General features: G+C 72.4%; 9 protein-coding genes and 1 riboswitch. Of the genes, 7 read left to right on the top strand and 2 right to left on the bottom strand.

Annotated features, from left to right (window positions below; all coding sequences use genetic code 11):
* Nucleotides 1–25 precede the first annotated feature (25 nt).
* Nucleotides 26–1219 (top strand): cytochrome P450, encoded by a 1194-nt coding sequence (locus Dfulv_RS12270; RefSeq protein WP_259862964.1) that lies wholly within the window; start codon nucleotides 26–28, stop codon nucleotides 1217–1219.
* On the opposite strand, the gene Dfulv_RS12265 is transcribed toward Dfulv_RS12270, so the two are convergent.
* Nucleotides 1216–2493: an ROK family transcriptional regulator gene (locus tag Dfulv_RS12265; protein WP_259862963.1), complete on the bottom strand. Its 1278-nt coding sequence runs from the start codon at nucleotides 2491–2493 to the stop codon at nucleotides 1216–1218. The two genes, Dfulv_RS12270 and Dfulv_RS12265, sit on opposite strands and share 4 nt — an antisense overlap.
* 870 nt (nucleotides 2494–3363) lie before the next feature.
* On the opposite strand from Dfulv_RS12265, the gene Dfulv_RS12260 reads away from it, so the two are divergent.
* From Dfulv_RS12260 to Dfulv_RS12250, 3 genes are all read left to right on the top strand, one after another.
* A complete protein-coding gene (locus Dfulv_RS12260; protein WP_259862962.1) occupies nucleotides 3364–7662 on the top strand; it encodes a discoidin domain-containing protein in 4299 nt (1432 codons plus the stop codon).
* 158 nt (nucleotides 7663–7820) lie between these two features.
* The gene (locus tag Dfulv_RS12255; protein ID WP_259862961.1) at nucleotides 7821–8621 is read left to right on the top strand and encodes a class I SAM-dependent methyltransferase; all 801 of its coding nucleotides are present in this window, start codon (nucleotides 7821–7823) and stop codon (nucleotides 8619–8621) included.
* Between the two features lie 32 nt (nucleotides 8622–8653).
* Nucleotides 8654–9478: a PHP domain-containing protein gene (locus Dfulv_RS12250; protein ID WP_259862960.1), complete on the top strand. Its 825-nt coding sequence runs from the start codon at nucleotides 8654–8656 to the stop codon at nucleotides 9476–9478.
* Nucleotides 9479–9502: 24 nt separating this feature from the next.
* Here Dfulv_RS12250 and cobN read toward each other — a convergent pair whose 3' ends face one another.
* Nucleotides 9503–13060, bottom strand: coding sequence for a cobaltochelatase subunit CobN (gene cobN / locus Dfulv_RS12245; protein WP_259862958.1), 3558 nt, complete (start codon nucleotides 13058–13060; stop codon nucleotides 9503–9505).
* Nucleotides 13061–13096: 36 nt separating this feature from the next.
* Nucleotides 13097–13265: riboswitch (cobalamin riboswitch) on the bottom strand.
* 53 nt (nucleotides 13266–13318) lie between these two features.
* Between cobN and Dfulv_RS12240 the strand changes: the two genes are divergently transcribed.
* The 3 genes from Dfulv_RS12240 to Dfulv_RS12230 are packed head-to-tail and all read left to right on the top strand — an operon-like array spanning nucleotide 13319 to nucleotide 16625.
* On the top strand, nucleotides 13319–14476 hold the full coding sequence (locus Dfulv_RS12240) for a precorrin-3B synthase (RefSeq protein WP_259862956.1): 1158 nt from the start codon (nucleotides 13319–13321) through the stop codon (nucleotides 14474–14476).
* Complete coding sequence (locus tag Dfulv_RS12235) at nucleotides 14476–15093, top strand: precorrin-8X methylmutase (RefSeq protein ID WP_259862955.1); 618 nt, start codon at nucleotides 14476–14478, stop codon at nucleotides 15091–15093. The genes Dfulv_RS12240 and Dfulv_RS12235 overlap by 1 nt, the downstream gene beginning before the upstream one ends.
* Nucleotides 15090–16625 carry a precorrin-2 C(20)-methyltransferase gene (locus tag Dfulv_RS12230; protein ID WP_259862954.1) on the top strand — a complete coding sequence of 512 codons (1536 nt, stop codon included), beginning with the start codon at nucleotides 15090–15092 and terminating at the stop codon, nucleotides 16623–16625. Before Dfulv_RS12235 ends, Dfulv_RS12230 begins: the two co-directional genes overlap by 4 nt.
* Nucleotides 16626–16682: the final 57 nt, after the last annotated feature.

Below are 16682 nucleotides of genomic sequence, written 5' to 3'. Positions count from 1 at the left end.
CCGAAAACACCCGTATCCTAAGAACGTGACGTCGATCGATGAAAACGCACGCAAGATCGACCGCGGGGGCACGGAGGTCGGCTGCCCGGTCGAGCGGGGCGCGGACGGGGTGTGGCGGGTGCGCGGCCACGCGGCCGGCCGGGCGGTGCTGCGTAGCACCGACACGCGGCAGGCCGGCCTCGGCGTGGAGACCGTGGAGAACCTGCCCGCGCGCATCCGCCGCCCGGTGCTCTACCGCGACGGCCCGGAGCATCGCGAGCACCGCCGCCAGACCGCGCGGTTCTTCACACCGCGCCGGGTCGACGAGCGCTACCGCGACCTCATGGTCCGCATCACCGAGACGCAGCTCGACGTCCTGCGCCGCGACGGCACCGCCGACCTGCCGACGCTGAGCTTCCGGCTCGCGATCGACGTCGCCGCCGCGGTGATCGGGCTGACCGAGAGCCGGCCGGGCATCGACGAGCGGCTGCAGCGGTTCTTCCCGGAGAAGTTCGGCCGCCCGGGGTTCACCAGCCTGACCGGCATCCGCTGGTTCTTCCGGCAGAACCTGCAGTTCCTCGGCATCTACCTCAAGGACGTGCGCCCCGCGGTGAAGGTCCGCCGTGAGCAGCGCCGCGACGACCTGATCTCGCACCTCATCGACGAGGGCTGCCGCGACGGCGAGATCCTGGGCGAGGTCATCACGTTCGCCGCCGCGGGGATGGTCACGACCCGCGAGTTCATCAACCTGGCCGCGTGGCACCTGTTCACCGATGACGAGCTCCGGCAGCGGTACCTGCGGGCGCCCGAGCCCGAGCGCTTCGCCGTCCTGCACGAGCTGCTGCGCCTGGAGCCCGTGGTCGGCAACCTCAAGCGCCGCACGACGGCCGAGCTGCTGGTCCCCGCGGGCGGCGAGGTCGTCGCGATCCCGGCCGGCGAGGTCGTCGACGTGGCGGTGAGCGCCACGAACCTCGACCCGGAGGCCGTCGGCGACCGCCCGGCCGAGGTGTGCCCGGCGCGTCCGGTGGCGCCGGGTGTCACGCCGATGGGCCTGTCGTTCGGCGACGGCCCGCACCGCTGCCCGGGTGCGCACGTCGCGATCCAGGAGACGGACATCTTCCTGACCAGGCTGTTCGCGCTGCCGGGCATCCGGATGGTGCGCCCGCCACGGATCTCGATGAAGCCGGACATCTCCGGCTTCGAGCTGCGGGACCTGACGGTGGCCGCCGACCGGAGCTAGCGCACCCCCGCGAGCGGCGGGGGTGCGGTGAGCGCGACCGCGGTCGGGTCCTCGATCATCCGCTCCACCACGACCCCGGCGCCGCCGCGGGCCGCCGCCGTGAAGCCGAGGTGTGACGCGACGAAGTGGCAGCGGGCCGCGGTGCTCGCGACGGCGAGCCTGGCCAGGTTGGCCTGTGCCGACGGGATGAGATGGTCGGCGAGCTCCGCGAAGTAGCCGCCGAGGACGATCACCCGCGGGTTGAACAGGTTGACCAGGATGGCGCCGCCGTGCCCGAGCCACTTGCCGACCTCGGCGACCGCCTCGGCGACGCCCCGGTCACCGGCGGCGAGGCGGCGCACGACCTCGGCGACCCGCTCCTCCGGGTCCGGGATCGGGCCCTGCTCCAGGCCGTAGGCGGCGTCGGGCGTGGCCCGCCGGACGAGCTCGGCGAGGCCGACCTTCGTCTCCCAGCAGCCGACCCGGCCGCAGCCGCACCGGTCGCCGCCCGGCTCGACCGGCAGGTGGCCGACCTCGCCGGAGAAGCCGTCGGCGCCGCGCAGCAGCCGGCCGTTGACGATCACCCCGCCGCCGACGCCGACCTCGCCGGTGAGGTAGACGAGGTCGTCGGTGCCGGCGGCGACGCCCCACGTGTACTCGGCGAGGGCCGCCAGGTTGGCGTCGTTGTCGACGCCGATCCACAGGTCGGGCGCGAGCCCGTGGGCGAGGCGGGTGGCGACGGGCACGTCCCGCCAGCCGAGGTTCGGCGCGAGGACGACGACGCCGCGGGCCACGTCGACGAGGCCGGGGACCGCGACGGTGAGCCCGACCGGGGTCACGCCCCGCCGGGTCAGCTCGGCGAGCGACCGCTGCGCGGCGACGGTCAGGTCGTCGAGGCAGCGCTCCACGTCGCGGCGCTTGGCGTCGAAGCTGACCCGCTTCTCGATGACCGTGCGGCCGGTGAGGTCGCTGCCGTGGACGGCGAGGTAGTCGACGTTGATCTCGATGCCGATGGCGCCGACGTCGGGGCTCAGCGCGATCCCGCGCCCGGGCCGGCCGGCGCTGCCGGAGTGCTCCACCCCGATCTCGCGCACCAGCCGGCGCGCCAGCAGCTCGTCGACGAGGCTGGACACGGTCGCCTTGTGCAAGCCGGTGGCCGACGCGATCGCCGCCCGGGACCGCGGGCCGTTGGTGCGGATGTGCCGCAGTGTCCGGCTCAGGTTGGCGCGGCGCAGGGCGAGCTGGTCGGTCGGCTCCGCGGCAGAGCCGGCACCGGCGCGCTCCTTGCTCACCATCGGCGTCCCTCCCCGCGCAGCGGCCATCGACGCGCCTGATTCGTCGGTCAGTCCGACGAATCAACCACGAAACCTCCCCGCAACACCAGACCCGTGGGCAACGAATAAGGAACGTTTCGAAGCTCGGCGCGCTGTCGATGCGCTTCACCTGCCCCGGTCGCGAACATGTGCGCAACTTCGAACGCAAGAACCGCACAGGAAGCGACAGAACCGAAGACCAGGATCTATCCGCAGGTGGCACGCCTGTCGATGCCGCAGGCCGCCGGAGCGTCCGGGGATTTTGGGCGACAACCGTTGACGGACCGGTGGCACGTCTGCAACATTTGGCCCAACGCAGTGCAAGATTCCTACAAGCGATCGCCAGACTTTCGCCACTCTCCGCAACTCGATCGCAGTGGGCCCGCCAGCCCGCCGCCGATCGCCCCACCCCGCCTACGGAGAGGCCACCACCGTGCTGTGGGTTCGTTACGGTATCGCGGCGCTCCCGGGTCGCGCGCCACCTGCGCAACCTCGCGCGACGACCCGACCCGGCATCGACCAGGTTGAACGTCGTTGCGCGCACGCGCGAGACCGCGCAGGCCCCCGGACCGTTCCGTGACCCTGTCCGTGACCCCGTCCGGGACCCGCCCGGGCTCGCTCCCGCCGACCCGGCCGGCACCGCACCGGCCAGCAGCCGTCCCGCAAGGAACCGGCGGCGCCTCCAAAAAGCAACAACTCCGAAAAGACTCGGACCCCACCGCCAAAGCCTCCGCACGATGCGTTCCCCGTCATCGCGGGTCGCAGGTCGAGTCGCCCTCCGCCAGACCGCTCCAACCCCGCATCCAACCCCGCAACAACACCCCGCTCGCAAGACGACACCGAAGGATCCCGATGAGGAAGAGGCACGTGACGCGAAGGGTGATCGCGGCGTTCGCCGTGGCCACCTTGGTCGCGCTGACGGCACAGACCCTGCCGGCGGAGGCGGCTGGAGGACCCAACCTCTCCAGCGGCCGCCCCGCCACGTCGAGCAGTAACAACGGCGCCAACGGCATCGGCAACATCAACGACGGCAACCAGGCCACGTACTGGGAGAGCGCCAACAACAGCTTCCCGCAGTGGGCGCAGATCGACCTCGGCACCGCGCGCAACATCGACCAGATCAAGCTGAAGCTGCCGAACGACACCGCCTGGCAGACCCGCACCCAGACGCTGGCGGTACAGGGCAGCCTCGACGGGTCGGGCTTCAGCACGATCGTCGGCTCGGTCGGCTACGTGTTCAACCCGGCCTCGCAGAACACGGTGACGATCAACTTCAACGCGACCAACACCCGGTACGTGCGGCTGAACATCACCGCCAACACCGGCTGGCCGGCCGCGCAGATCTCCGAGTTCGAGATCTACGGCGTCTCCACCTCCGGCACCAACCTGGCCGCCGGCAAGACGTTCTCCTCCAGCGCCAGCAACGGTCAGTTCGTCGCGGGCAACGCCGGCGACGGCGACCAGAACAGCTACTGGGAGGGCACGAACAACACCTTCCCGCAGTGGGTGCAGGCCGACCTGGGCGCCGCCGTGCCCGTCAACTCGGTCGTGCTGAAGCTGCCGGCCGGCTGGGGCTCACGCAGCCAGACGGTCACCGTGCAGGGCAGCACCAACGGCACCACCTTCAGCGACATCGTCGCCTCGGCGAGCTACTCGTTCGCGCCGGGCACCGGCAACACGGTGACCATCCCGTTCACCCAGACGACGACCCGCTACGTGCGGATCAGCATCTCGGCGAACACGGGCTGGACCGCGGCGCAGCTGTCCGAGCTGGAGGTCTACGGGCCGAGCACCGGTGACACGCAGGCGCCGACCGCGCCGGGCAACCTCGCCTACACCCAGCCGGCCAGCGGCCAGATCCGCCTCACCTGGACCGCCTCCACCGACAACGTCGGCGTCACCGGCTACGACATCTACGCCAACGGCACCCTGCGCAGCAGCGTCGCCGGCAACGTGCTCACCTACACCGACACCCAGCCGGACTCGGCGACGGTCTCCTACTACGTGAAGGCGCGTGACGCCGCCGGCAACCAGTCGCCGAACAGCAACACGGTGACCCGCACCGGCACGGCCCCGGACACCCAGGCGCCGACCGCGCCCGGGAACCTCGCCTACACCCAGCCGGCCAGCGGCCAGATCCGCCTCACCTGGACCGCCTCCACCGACAACGTCGGCGTCACCGGCTACGACATCTACGCCAACGGCACCCTGCGCAGCAGCGTCGCCGGCAACGTGCTCACCTACACCGACAGCCAGCCGGACTCGGCGACGGTCTCGTACTACGTGCAGGCCCGCGACGCCGCCGGCAACACCTCCGCGAACAGCAACACCGTCACGCGGACCGGCAGCAACCCGCCGGCCGGCACCAACGTCGCGGCCGGCAAGCCGATCGAGGCGAGCGGCTCGGTGTTCACGTTCGTGCCGAGCAACGCCAACGACAACGACCTGACGACCTACTGGGAGGGCGCGGCCGGCTTCCCGGCGACGCTCACCGTGAAGCTCGGCGCGAACCACACGATCACCCAGGTCGTGCTGAAGATCAACCCGTCCAGCGCGTGGGGCAGCCGCACCCAGAACATCCAGGTGCTCGGCCGTGAGCAGTCCGCGACCGGCTACACCAACCTGGTCAGCGCGGCGAACTACACGTTCAACCCGGCCTCGCAGAACACGGTCACCATCCCGGTCACCGCGACCACGTCCGACGTCCAGCTGAGGATCACCTCCAACACGGGCGCCCCGTCGGGCCAGATCGCGGAGTTCCAGGTCTTCGGCACCGCGGCGCCGAACCCCGACCTCCAGGTCACCGGCATCAGCGCGTCCCCGGCCTCGCCGGTGGAGACCGACTCGGTCAGCCTGACCGCGACGGTCCGCAACGCGGGCAACGCCGCGTCCGGCGCGACGAACGTGAACTTCTACCTCGCCACCGCGCAGGGCACCGTCCTCGCCGGCACCGCCAACGTCACCGGCCTGGCGGCCGGGGCGCAGGGCACGTTCACGGCGAACATCGGCACCCGCACCGCGGGCAGCTACACGGTGAGCGCGAAGGTCGACGAGTCCAACGCGGTCATCGAGCAGAACGAGGGCAACAACAGCTACACCAGCCCGACGACGCTGACCGTCCAGCCGGTGCAGAGCTCCGACCTGGTCGCCTCCCCGGTGTCCTGGTCGCCGAACAACCCGTCGGGCGGCAACACCGTCACCTTCCGGGTCGTCATCAAGAACCAGGGCACCCAGGCCTCGGCCGCCGGCGCCCACGGCGTCACGCTGACCGTGCGCAACGCGGCCGGCACGGCGGTGGCCAACCTCACCGGCTCCTACACCGGCACGATCGCCGCGGGCGCCAGCTCGCCGGTGATCACGCTCGGCACGTGGACGGCGGTCAACGGCAAGTACACGGTCCGCACCGTGATCGCCAACGACGGCAACGAGCTGCCGGTCAAGCAGGCCAACAACACCAGCGACAGCCCGCTGTTCGTCGGCCGCGGCGCGAACATGCCGTACGACATGTACGAGGCCGAGGACGGCACCGTCGGCAGCGGCGCTCAGGTCATCGGCCCGAACCGCGACATCGGCGACCCCGCCGGCGAGGCGTCCGGCCGCAAGGCCGTCACGCTGAACTCGACGGGCTCGTACGTGCAGTGGACGACCCGGGCGGACACCAACACGCTCGTCACCCGGTTCTCCATCCCGGACGGCACCAACTCCACGCTGAACATCTACGTCAACGGCACGTTCCACAAGGCGATCTCGCTGACGTCGAAGTACGCGTGGCTGTACGGCAACGAGGCGCAGCCGACCAACTCCCCCGGCAGCGGACCGCGGCACATCTACGACGAGGCCAACGTCATGCTGAACAGCACGGTGCCGGCCGGTAGCACGATCAAGCTGCAGAAGGACGCCGCCAACAGCGGCCCGTTCACGATCGACTTCATCAACCTCGAGCAGGTCTCCCAGGTCGCGAACCCGGACCCGGCGAAGTACATCGTGCCGGCCGGCTTCACCCAGCAGGACGTGCAGAACGCCTTCGACACCGCGCGGCAGAGCAGCACGGCCGTCGGCATCTACCTGCCCGCCGGCACCTACGAGACGACGGGCAAGTTCCAGGTCTACGGCAAGGCGATCCAGGTCGTCGGCGCCGGCCCCTGGTACACCAGGTTCCAGACACCGCAGGGCCAGCAGAACACCGACGCCGGCTTCCGGCTCGAAAGCTCGGCGAACGGCTCGTCGTTCAAGGGCATCGCGTTCTTCGGCAACTACATCGAGCGCATCGACGGCCCCGGCAAGGTCTGGGGCGAGCTGTCGAACATTCAGAACCTGACGATCGACAACGTCTGGGTCGAGCACACGGTCTGCATGTACTGGGGCGTGAAGAACAACAACATCACGATCACCAACAGCCGGATCCGCAACACGTTCGCGGACGCCATCAACTTCACCAACGACACGACCAACACGCACCTGAGCAACCTCGACGCACGAGGCACCGGTGACGACTCCTTCGCGCTGTTCTCGGCGACCGACGGCGGCGGCTCGGTGGGCAACCACGACAACCTGTGGGAGAACCTGACCTCGACGCTCACCTGGCGCGCGGCCGGTCTCGCGGTGTACGGCGGCTACAACAACACGTTCCGCAACCTCTACATCGCGGACACGTTGACGTACTCCGCCATCACCATCAGCTCGCTGAACTTCGGCTACCCGTTCGTCGGGTTCGGCCCCGGTTCGACGCCGACGATCATCCAGAACGCGTCCCTCGTCCGTGCGGGCGGCCACTTCTGGGGTGCTCAGGTGTTCGGCGCGATCTGGTGCTTCTCGGCCTCGAAGGAGTTCCGCGGCATCCGGGTGTCCGATGTGGACATCGTCGACCCGACGTATTCCGGCATCATGTTCCAGACGAAGTACGCCTCGCCGACGACCCCGGAGAACCCGGTCACTGACACCATCTTCACCAACATCTCCATCAGCGGCGCGCAGCGCAGCGGTGACCAGTTCAACGCCAAGTCCGGCATCGGTATCTGGGCCAACGAGATGCCCGAGGCCGGTCAGGGCCCGGCGGTCGGCTCGGCCACGTTCAACAACCTGACGTTCTCGAACAACGCCGAGAACATCCGCAACACCACGTCCACCTTCCAGATCATCATCAACCCGTAGCACCTGACGGGAAGGGCCGCCGGGAGCAACCTCCCGGCGGCCCTTTCATGTCCTCGACCGCACGTGGCGCAGCATCCGGTCATTTCGCGATCTTGCGTAGTCTCAAGATCCGGGAAGTCTCTCCCAGAATTCAGGATTCGAATACTACAGTTCGGGACATGGCTAGCAACGTCTACACCCACGGACACCACGAGTCGGTCCTGCGTTCACACCGCTGGCGCACCGCCGAGAACTCGGCGGCCTACCTGCTGCCGGTCCTGCGGCCCCACATGACGCTGCTCGACGTCGGCGCGGGTCCGGGAACGATCACCGCCGACTTTGCCGGCCGGGTCGGGCACGTGACCGCCCTCGAGGCGACCGCGGAGGCGCTCGACGTCACCCGGGGCGGCGCCGGGCACGCGGACAACGTCGACTTCGTCGTCGGCGACGTGCACGAGCTGCCGTTCCCCGACGAGACCTTCTGCGTCGTGCACGCCCACCAGGTGCTCCAGCACGTCGCCGACCCGGTCCGGGCGCTGCGCGAGATGCGCCGGGTCTGCAAGCCGGACGGCTACGTGGCGGTCCGCGACAGCGACTACTCGGCGTTCACCTGGTTCCCGCTGCTGCCGGAGCTCGACGACTGGCTGGCGCTGTACCAGCGGATGGCCCGCGCCAACGGCGGCGAGCCCGACGCGGGGCGCCGGTTGCTGTCGTGGGCCCGGCAGGCGGGCTTCGCCGAGGTCACCGCGACGTCGAGCACCTGGTGCTTCGCCGACGAGACGGACCGGGCGTGGTGGGGCGGCATGTGGGCGGACCGGGTCCGCTCGTCGGCGATGGCCGCGCAGGCCCTCGCGAGCGGCGTGGCCGCGGAGGAACTGGAGCGGCTCGCCGACGGCTGGCGCCGCTGGGCCGTCGACGGCGACGGCTGGCTGTCGATCCTGCACGGCGAGGTCCTGGCACGCCCCGCCACCCGGGCGTGATCGTCGCCGGCCGCCCGTGACACCATCGCGGCATGCTGCCCGCGGACCTGCACACGCACACCGAGTTCTCCTGGGACACGACGACCGGCGACATGGAGGGCTCCTGCGCGCGGGCGGTGGAGCTGGGGCTGCCGGCGATCGCGTTCACCGAGCACACCGACTTCATCTCCTGGACGGTCGACCCGGCGGTGCTGCCCGAGCGGCTCACGAAGCACATGGCGGACGAGACGCATCTCGTACCGCCGCCGCTCGACGTGGAGGGGTACCTCGCGGCGATCGAACGGTGCCGCGACAAGTACCCCGCCCTGAAGATCATCTCCGGGGTCGAGCTGGGCGAACCGCACTGGTTCGCCGGCGAGACCGCCGCGCTGCTCGCCGCGGCCCCGTTCGAGCGGGTGATCGGGTCCCTGCACTCGCTCACCGTGGACGGCCGCTACCGCCTGGTCGAGGACGAGTACCTGCTCCGCCCGGTGCCCGAGGTGCTGCGGGACTACTTCGCCGAGACGATCCGCCTCATCGAGACCTGCCCGTCGTTCGAGGCGCTGACGCACCTCGACTACCCGCTGCGGTACACCCCCGCGGGGTACACCTTCGCCGCCGTGGACTTCGAGGAAGAACTCCGGGCGGTCCTGCGGTCGCTGGCCGGCACCGGCCGCGCGCTGGAGGTCAACACGCGGCGCACCGTGGAGCCGCTGCTGCTGCGCTGGTGGCGCGAGGAGGGCGGCCGGGCGGTGAGCTTCGGCAGCGACGCGCACCGCCCCGACCTGGTGGCGGCGGGCTTCGCCGACGCGGCCGCGCTGGCCGAGTCGTTCGGCTTCGGCCCGGGCCGCCACCCGTGGGACCACTGGCTGGCCTGACGGGCGCTCCGGTCGAGCGCCGGGTCAGGCGTCGTCCTCCAGGTCGCCCTCCGTCTCGAGGTACACCTGGCGCAGGGCATCCAATGTGGACTCCTCGGGGTGTTCCCACAGGCCGCGGTCGGCGGCCTCCAGGAGGCGCTCCGTGATGCCGTGCAGCGCCCACGGGTTGGACTCGTCGAGGAACTTGCGGTTGTCCGGGTCGAAGACGTAGGACTCGGCCAGTTTCTCGTACATCCAGTCGGCGACGACCCCGGCGGTCGCGTCGAAGCCGAACAGGTAGTCGACCGTCGCCGCCAGCTCGAACGCGCCCTTGTAGCCGTGCCGGCGCATCGCCGCGAGCCAGCGCGGGTTGACCACCCGGGCGCGGAAGACCCGGGCGGTCTCCTCGCTGAGCGTGCGGGTCCGCACAGCGTCGGGGTTGGTGCTGTCGCCGACGTAGGCGGCCGGCGCCCGGCCGGTGAGGGCGCGGACCGTGGCGACCATGCCGCCGTGGTACTGGAAGTAGTCGTCGGAGTCGGCGATGTCGTGCTCGCGGGTGTCGGTGTTCTTCACCGCGACGGAGATCCGGCGGTACGCGCTCTCCATGTCACCGCGGGCCGGGAGCCCGTCGAGGTCGCGGCCGTAGGCGTGGCCGCCCCAGACGGCGTAGACCTCGGCGAGATCCTTGTCGTCGCGCCAGTTCCGGCTGTCGATGAGCGGCAGGATGCCCGCGCCGTAGGCGCCCGGCTTCGAGCCGAAGATGCGCAGCGCGGCCCGGCGCTCGTCGCCGTGCTCCGCGAGCGACGCCTGGACGTGGGCCCGCACATAATTGTCCTCCGGCGTCTCGTCGAGGCCGGCGGCGAGCCGCACGGCGTCGTCGAGCAGGGCCACCACGTGCGGGAACGCGTCGCGGAAGAAGCCGCTGATCCGCATCGTGACGTCGATGCGGGGCCGGCCCAGCTCGGCCAGGTCGATCGGGGTGAGGCCGACGATCCGGCGGGACGCGTCGTCCCACACCGGTCGCACACCCATCAGGGCGAGCGCCTCCGCGATGTCGTCGCCGGCGGTGCGCATCGCGCTCGTGCCCCACATCGACAGGCCGACGGAGCGCGGCCACTCGCCGTGGTCGGCGCGGTAGCGGGCGAGCAGCGAGTCGGCCATCGCCTGGCCGGTCTCCCAGGCGAGCCGGCTGGGGACGGCCTTCGGGTCGACGGAGTAGAAGTTGCGGCCGGTCGGCAGCACGTTGATCAGGCCGCGCAGCGGGGAGCCGCTCGGGCCGGCCGGGACGTAACCGCCGTCGAGGGCGTGCAGGACCATCGTGAGCTCGTCGGTGGTGCGGTCCAGCCGGGGCACGATCTCCTCGGCGGCGAACCGCAGCACCCGTACCACTTCCGGATTATCGGAAATGTCGGAGATGGCGGCGACGTCCCACCCGCGGGCTTCCATCGCGGAAACCAGGTCCCGCGCCCGCGCCTCGGCCTCGTCGGCCGAGAGCCGGTCGGGTGCGGACTCGTCGAAGCCCAGCGCCTCCCGCAGGCCGGGCAGCGCCGCGACCTGCCCGCCCCACATCTGCCGGGCGCGGAGCATGGCGAGGACCAGGTCGACGCGCGCCTCCCCGACCGGTGCCGCGCCGAGAACGTGCAGGCCGTCGCGGATCTGGACGTCCTTGACCTCGCAGAGCCAGCCGTCGACGTGGAGCAGGAAGTCGTCGAACTCGGCGTCGTGCGGGCGATCGGCGAGGCCGAGGTCGTGGTCGAGGCGGGCGGCCTGGATGAGCGTCCAGATCTGCGCGCGGATCGCGGGCAGCTTCGCCGGGTCGAGCGCGGCGATCGTCGCGTGCTCGTCGAGGAGCTGCTCGAGACGGGCGATGTCGCCGTAGCTGTCGGCGCGGGCCATCGGCGGGATCAGGTGGTCGACCAGCGTGGCGTGGGCGCGGCGCTTCGCCTGGGTGCCCTCGCCGGGGTCGTTGACGAGGAACGGGTAGATGAGCGGCAGGTTGCCCAGCGCCGCGTCGGCGCCGCAGGCCGCGGACATGCCGACGGTCTTGCCCGGCAGCCACTCGAGGTTGCCGTGCTTGCCGACGTGGACGACCGCGTGCGCGCCGAACTCGTCGGCCAGCCAGCGGTAGGCCGCCAGGTAGTGGTGACTCGGCGGGAGGTCCGGGTCGTGGTAGATGGCGACCGGGTTCTCGCCGAAGCCGCGCGGCGGCTGGACCATGACCACGATGTTGTCCTCGCGCAGCGCGGCGAGCACGATCTCACCGTCCGGGTCAGCCGACCGGTCGACGAAGAGCTCGCCGGGCGCCGGCCCCCAGTGCCGCTCGATCTCGGTGCGCAGCTCCTCCGGCAGCGTGCCGAACCAGGCGCGGTAGCGGGCCGCCGGGATGCGGATCGGGTTGCCCCGCAGCTGCTCCTCGGTCAGCCAGTCGACGTCCTGGCCGCCGGCGGCGATGAGCGAGTGGATCAGCCCGTCGCCGTCCTGCGGGAAGCGGTCGGCGCCGCGGTACCCCTGCCGGTGCATGGCGTCGAGGAGGCGGACCACGCTGGCCGGCGTGTCGAGGCCGACGGCGTTGCCGATGCGCGAGTGTTTCGTCGGGTACGCACTGAGCATGACCACGACCCGCCGCTCGCCGGGCGGCAGGTGGCGCAGCCGGGCGTGCGCGACGGCGATGCCGGCCACGCGGGCGGCGCGCTCCGGATCGGCGACGTAGACGGTGAGCCCGTCGGCGTCGATCTCCTTGAACGAGAACGGCACCGTGATGAGCCGCCCGTCGAACTCGGGGATGGCGACCTGGGTGGCGGTGTCGAGCGGGGACAGCCCGTCGCCGTTGCCCTCCCAGGACGCGCGGCTGCTCGTCAGGCACAGGCCCTGCAGGATCGGCACGTCGAGCGCGGCGAGGGCGCCGACGTCCCACGCCTCGTCCTCCCCGCCGGCCTGCGCGTCGGCGGGGCGGGTGCCGCCGGCGGCGAGCACGGTGACGACGAGCGCGTCGGCCCGCCGCAGCGTGTCGAGCAGATCCTGGGGTGCGGTGCGCAGCGACGACGCGAACACCGGCAGTGCCCGGCCGCCCTCCGCCTCGATCGCGTCGCACAGCGCCTCGACGAACGCCGTGTTCCCGGCGACGTGGTGGGCGCGGTAGTAGATGACCGCGACGGTCGGCCCCTCACCCGCGGCGGGCTCCCGGTCCAGCCGGCCCCACGCGGGGGTCTCGACCGGCGGCTCGAAGCCCTCGCCGGTCAGCAGGACCGTGTCGGAGAGGAAGCGGTGCAGCTCGGCGAGGTTGGCCGGGCCGCCGAAGGCCAGGTAGGCGTGGGCCTCGGCGGCGAGACCGGCGGGCACCGTGGAGTGGCGCATCAGCTCGGCGTCGGGCGCCTGCTCACCGCCCAGGACCACGACCGGCTTCGGCTGGGCGAGCAGCGCGTCGAGGCCTTCCTCCCAGTCGCGGTAGCCGCCCAGGATCCGCACCACGACGAGGTCGACGCCGTCGAGCAGCTCGGGCAGGTCCTCGACGGCGGTGCGGGCGGGGTTGGCCGGCCGGTAGGCGGCGCCGCTGGCACGCGCGCTGAGCAGGTCGGTGTCGGACGTCGACAACAGCAGGATCACGCCAGGGTCCTCCCTCGGGGTCCGCGCCCCAAGTCCGTGGATGGGTCGGCGCCGGAGAGTCTCCTGGCTCCCGGATCACCGCTCGCCCCCGGCCTTCCCGGGTCGGGACCCGGTGGCCGTCGTCGGAGGCTCACTCCCCGGTGACAGTGGCGGGACCGCGCCGGACTTCCACCGGCTTCCTCCACCCGTCGCCGTTACAGCACCGCCAACTCTCCTGGACGCGGCTCGCCCGCGTCAAGCGCAGGTAGTATCCGGCGCGTGCAGGCCGCCAGCAGACGTGACGCTCCCGACCGATGCCCCGGCGCCGTGCAGGTCCACGCGGCGGCCGACGGCGGCCTGGCGCGGGTGCGGCTGCCCGGCGGGCGGCTCACCGCGGCGCAGCTGGGCGTGCTGCGGTCCGCGGCAGCGGCGCTCGGCGACCCGGTGCTGGAGCTGACCTCGCGGGGAAACGTCCAGGTCAGGGCGCTGCGCGAGGGGGCGCCGCAGCGGCTCGCGGCGCTGCTGCACGAAGCGGGCCTGCTGCCGTCGGAGACCCACGAGCGGGTCCGCAACATCGTCGCCAGCCCGCTGGGCGGCCTCGACGGCGCTGGCGCCGACCTGCGCGAGCTGGTCCGCGAGTTCGACGCCGCCCTGTGCGCCACCCCGGAGCTGGCCGGGCTCCCGGGGCGGTTCCTGGTCACGATCGACGACGGCCGCGGCGACGTCACCGGGCTCGGCGGCGACGTCGGCCTGCACGGCGGCCGGCTGCTGCTCGCACAGGCGCCGACGCCCCTCCGCGGCGGTGCCGGCCTGCTGGTGAAGGCGGCACTCGCGTTCCTCGCCGAGCGGGCCGGGCAGGGCTCGGCGGCCTGGCGGCTGGCGGAGCTGGACGGCGGCCCGGCGCGGGTCGCGGCCCGGCTCGGCACCGAGGCCGGCCCGCGCCGCGCCGATCCGCCGCGGCCCACCCCGGTCGGGCTCATCCGGCAGGCCGACGGCACCGCCGCGATCGTCGTGGTCGCCCCGCTCGGGCTGCTCACCCCGGACCAGGCAGAAGCTCTGGCAGGGGTCGCGAACGAGATGATCGTCACGCCGTGGCGGACCGTCGTCCTGCCGCACGTACCGATGGATGAAGCTGACCTGGCGGTCGAGCGGCTGGCCGCCGCCGGGCTGGTCGCCGATCCCGCGTCGCCGTGGGCCGGCGTCACCGCCTGTGCCGGCCGGCCGGGCTGCGCCAAGGCGCTCGCCGACGTCCGCGCGGACGCCCGCGCCGCCGTCGCGGCCGGGTTCACGACCGGGTTCACGACCCGTGCCGGCGATGGTGCTCCGGAGGCGCCGCCGGTGCACTGGGTCGGTTGCGAGCGGCGCTGCGGCGCGCCGAGAGGAAGGCACGTGGAGATGCTGGCGACAGGGTCGGGATACCGGCGGGCCGAGCGGTGATGGAGTACGTCAAGGACGGCGCCGAGATCTACAAGCGCTCCTTCGCCACGATCCGTGCCGAGGCCGACCTGTCCGCGCTGCCCGCCGAGGTGGCGCAGGTGACCGTGCGCATGATCCACGCCTGCGGCATGGTCGACCTGCCGCAGGACGTCGCCTTCTCCCCCGGTGTGGTGTCGCGCGCCCGGCAGGCGCTGCGCGACGGCGCGCCGATCCTCTGCGACGCCGAGATGGTCGCCTCCGGGGTCACCCGGGCCCGCCTCCCCCGCAGCAACGAGGTGATCTGCACCCTGCGGGACCCGCGCGTGCCCGGCCTCGCCGCCGGCCTCGGCACCACCCGCAGCGCGGCGGCGCTGGACCTGTGGGGCGACCGGCTCGGCGGCGCCGTGGTCGCGATCGGCAACGCGCCGACCGCGCTGTTCCGCCTCCTCGAGCTGGTCGCCGCGGGCGCGCCCCGGCCGGCGGCGGTGCTCGGCATCCCGGTCGGTTTCATCGGCGCCGCCGAGTCGAAGGTGGCGCTCGCCGGGTCCGGCCTGGACCACCTGGTGGTGCACGGCCGCCGCGGCGGCAGCGCCATGGCGGCCGCCGCCGTCAACGCGATCGCGAGCGAGAAGGAATGACCACAGTGGACAACGCTGGCCGACCAGGGCGGCTGTTCGGCGTCGGCCTCGGCCCCGGCGACCCCGAGCTGATGACGGTCAAGGCCGCCCGGCTGATCTCGGCGGCCCCGGTCGTCGCATACCACAGCGCCCGCCACGGCCGCAGCATCGCCCGCTCGATCGCGGCGCCCTACCTGCGGGAGGGCCAGATCGAGGAGGCCCTCGTCTACCCGGTCACGACCGAGGACACCGCCGACTACCGGACGGTCATCGAGGAGCACTACGACGCCTGGGCCGCGCGCCTGGCCGCCCACCTCGACGCCGGGCGCGACGTGGTCGTGCTGTGCGAGGGCGACCCGCTGTTCTACGGCTCGTACATGCACATGCACAAGCGGTTGTCCCAGCGGTACCCGACGGAGGTCGTCCCCGGCGTCACGTCGGTGGCCGGCGCCGCCGCGGTGCTCGGCCGGCCGCTCGTCGAGCGCGACGAGGTGCTGACCGTGCTGCCGGGCACCCTGCCCGCCGACACCCTCGCCGAGCGGCTCGCCGCCACCGACTCGGCGGCGATCATGAAGCTGGGCCGGACCTTCGGCAAGGTCCGCGACGCGCTCGCGCGCACCGGCCGGCTCGACGAGGCGTGGTACGTCGAACGCGCCACCACCGACAAGGAGCGCGCCGTCCCGCTGGCCGACGTCGATCCGGCCACGGTGCCGTACTTCTCCCTCGCACTGCTGCCCAGCCGCGTCCACGACGAGACCGCCGCGGCCCTGCGGGAGGCGCCCCAGACCACGCCGCGCCCCGGACCCGCCGGCGAGGTGGTTGTCGTCGGGCTCGGCCCGGCCGGCCGTGACTGGCTGACCCCCGAGGCCCTCGCGGCCGTCGAGGCGGCCGACGACCTGGTCGGCTACGGCCCGTACCTCGACCGGGTGCCGGCCAACCCGCGCCAGCGCCGGCACGCCTCCGACAACCGGGTCGAGGCCGAGCGCGCCGAGTTCGCGCTGGCCCTCGCCAAGGACGGCCGCCGGGTCGCGGTCGTCTCGTCCGGCGACCCGGGTGTGTTCGCGATGGCCGCCGCCGTGCTGGAGGTCGCCGCCGAGCCGCGCTGGAAGGACGTCCCGGTCCGGGTGCTGCCCGGCCTCACCGCGGCCCAGGCCGTGGCCAGCCGCGTCGGCGCACCGCTGGGCCACGACTTCTGCGTGCTGTCCCTGTCCGACCGGCTCAAGCCGTGGGAGGTCATCGCCGCCCGCCTGGAGGCCGCCGCGAAGGCCGACCTGGTGATCGCGATCTACAACCCCGGCTCGAAGAGCCGCACCTGGCAGGTGGAGGCGGCCCGCGACCTGCTCCTCGCGCACCGCTCGCCGGACACGCCCGTGGTGCTGGGCCGCGACGTGGGCGGCTCGGGTGAGCGGGTGCACGTGGTGCGCCTGGCCGAGCTGCGACCCGGCGACGTGGACATGCGCACACTGCTCATCGTCGGCTCCTCGCAGACGCGGCTGCAGGACCGGGGCACCGGCACGCCGGTGGTGTGGACCCCGCGGCGGTACCCAGCCTGAACTCGTTCCCTCTTGAGCTCGTTCCCTCTTGAGCTCGCTCCCCCCGGGTTGCCGTCC

It is taken from the genome of Dactylosporangium fulvum, assembly GCF_025137375.1.
GTDB lineage: Bacteria > Actinomycetota > Actinomycetes > Mycobacteriales > Micromonosporaceae > Dactylosporangium > Dactylosporangium fulvum.
Note: the sequence above shows the minus strand (reverse complement) of the source record. Positions and strands in the feature narration are given on the sequence as shown.

Coding starts and splice junctions, on each gene's coding strand:
- Dfulv_RS12250 (WP_259862960.1), top strand. CDS start 8,654: ATGCTGCCCGCGGACCTGCACACGCACACCGAGTTCTCCTGGGACACG.
- Dfulv_RS12235 (WP_259862955.1), top strand. CDS start 14,476: ATGGAGTACGTCAAGGACGGCGCCGAGATCTACAAGCGCTCCTTCGCC.
- Dfulv_RS12265 (WP_259862963.1), bottom strand. CDS start 2,493: ATGGTGAGCAAGGAGCGCGCCGGTGCCGGCTCTGCCGCGGAGCCGACC.
- Dfulv_RS12260 (WP_259862962.1), top strand. CDS start 3,364: ATGAGGAAGAGGCACGTGACGCGAAGGGTGATCGCGGCGTTCGCCGTG.
- Dfulv_RS12230 (WP_259862954.1), top strand. CDS start 15,090: ATGACCACAGTGGACAACGCTGGCCGACCAGGGCGGCTGTTCGGCGTC.
- Dfulv_RS12255 (WP_259862961.1), top strand. CDS start 7,821: ATGGCTAGCAACGTCTACACCCACGGACACCACGAGTCGGTCCTGCGT.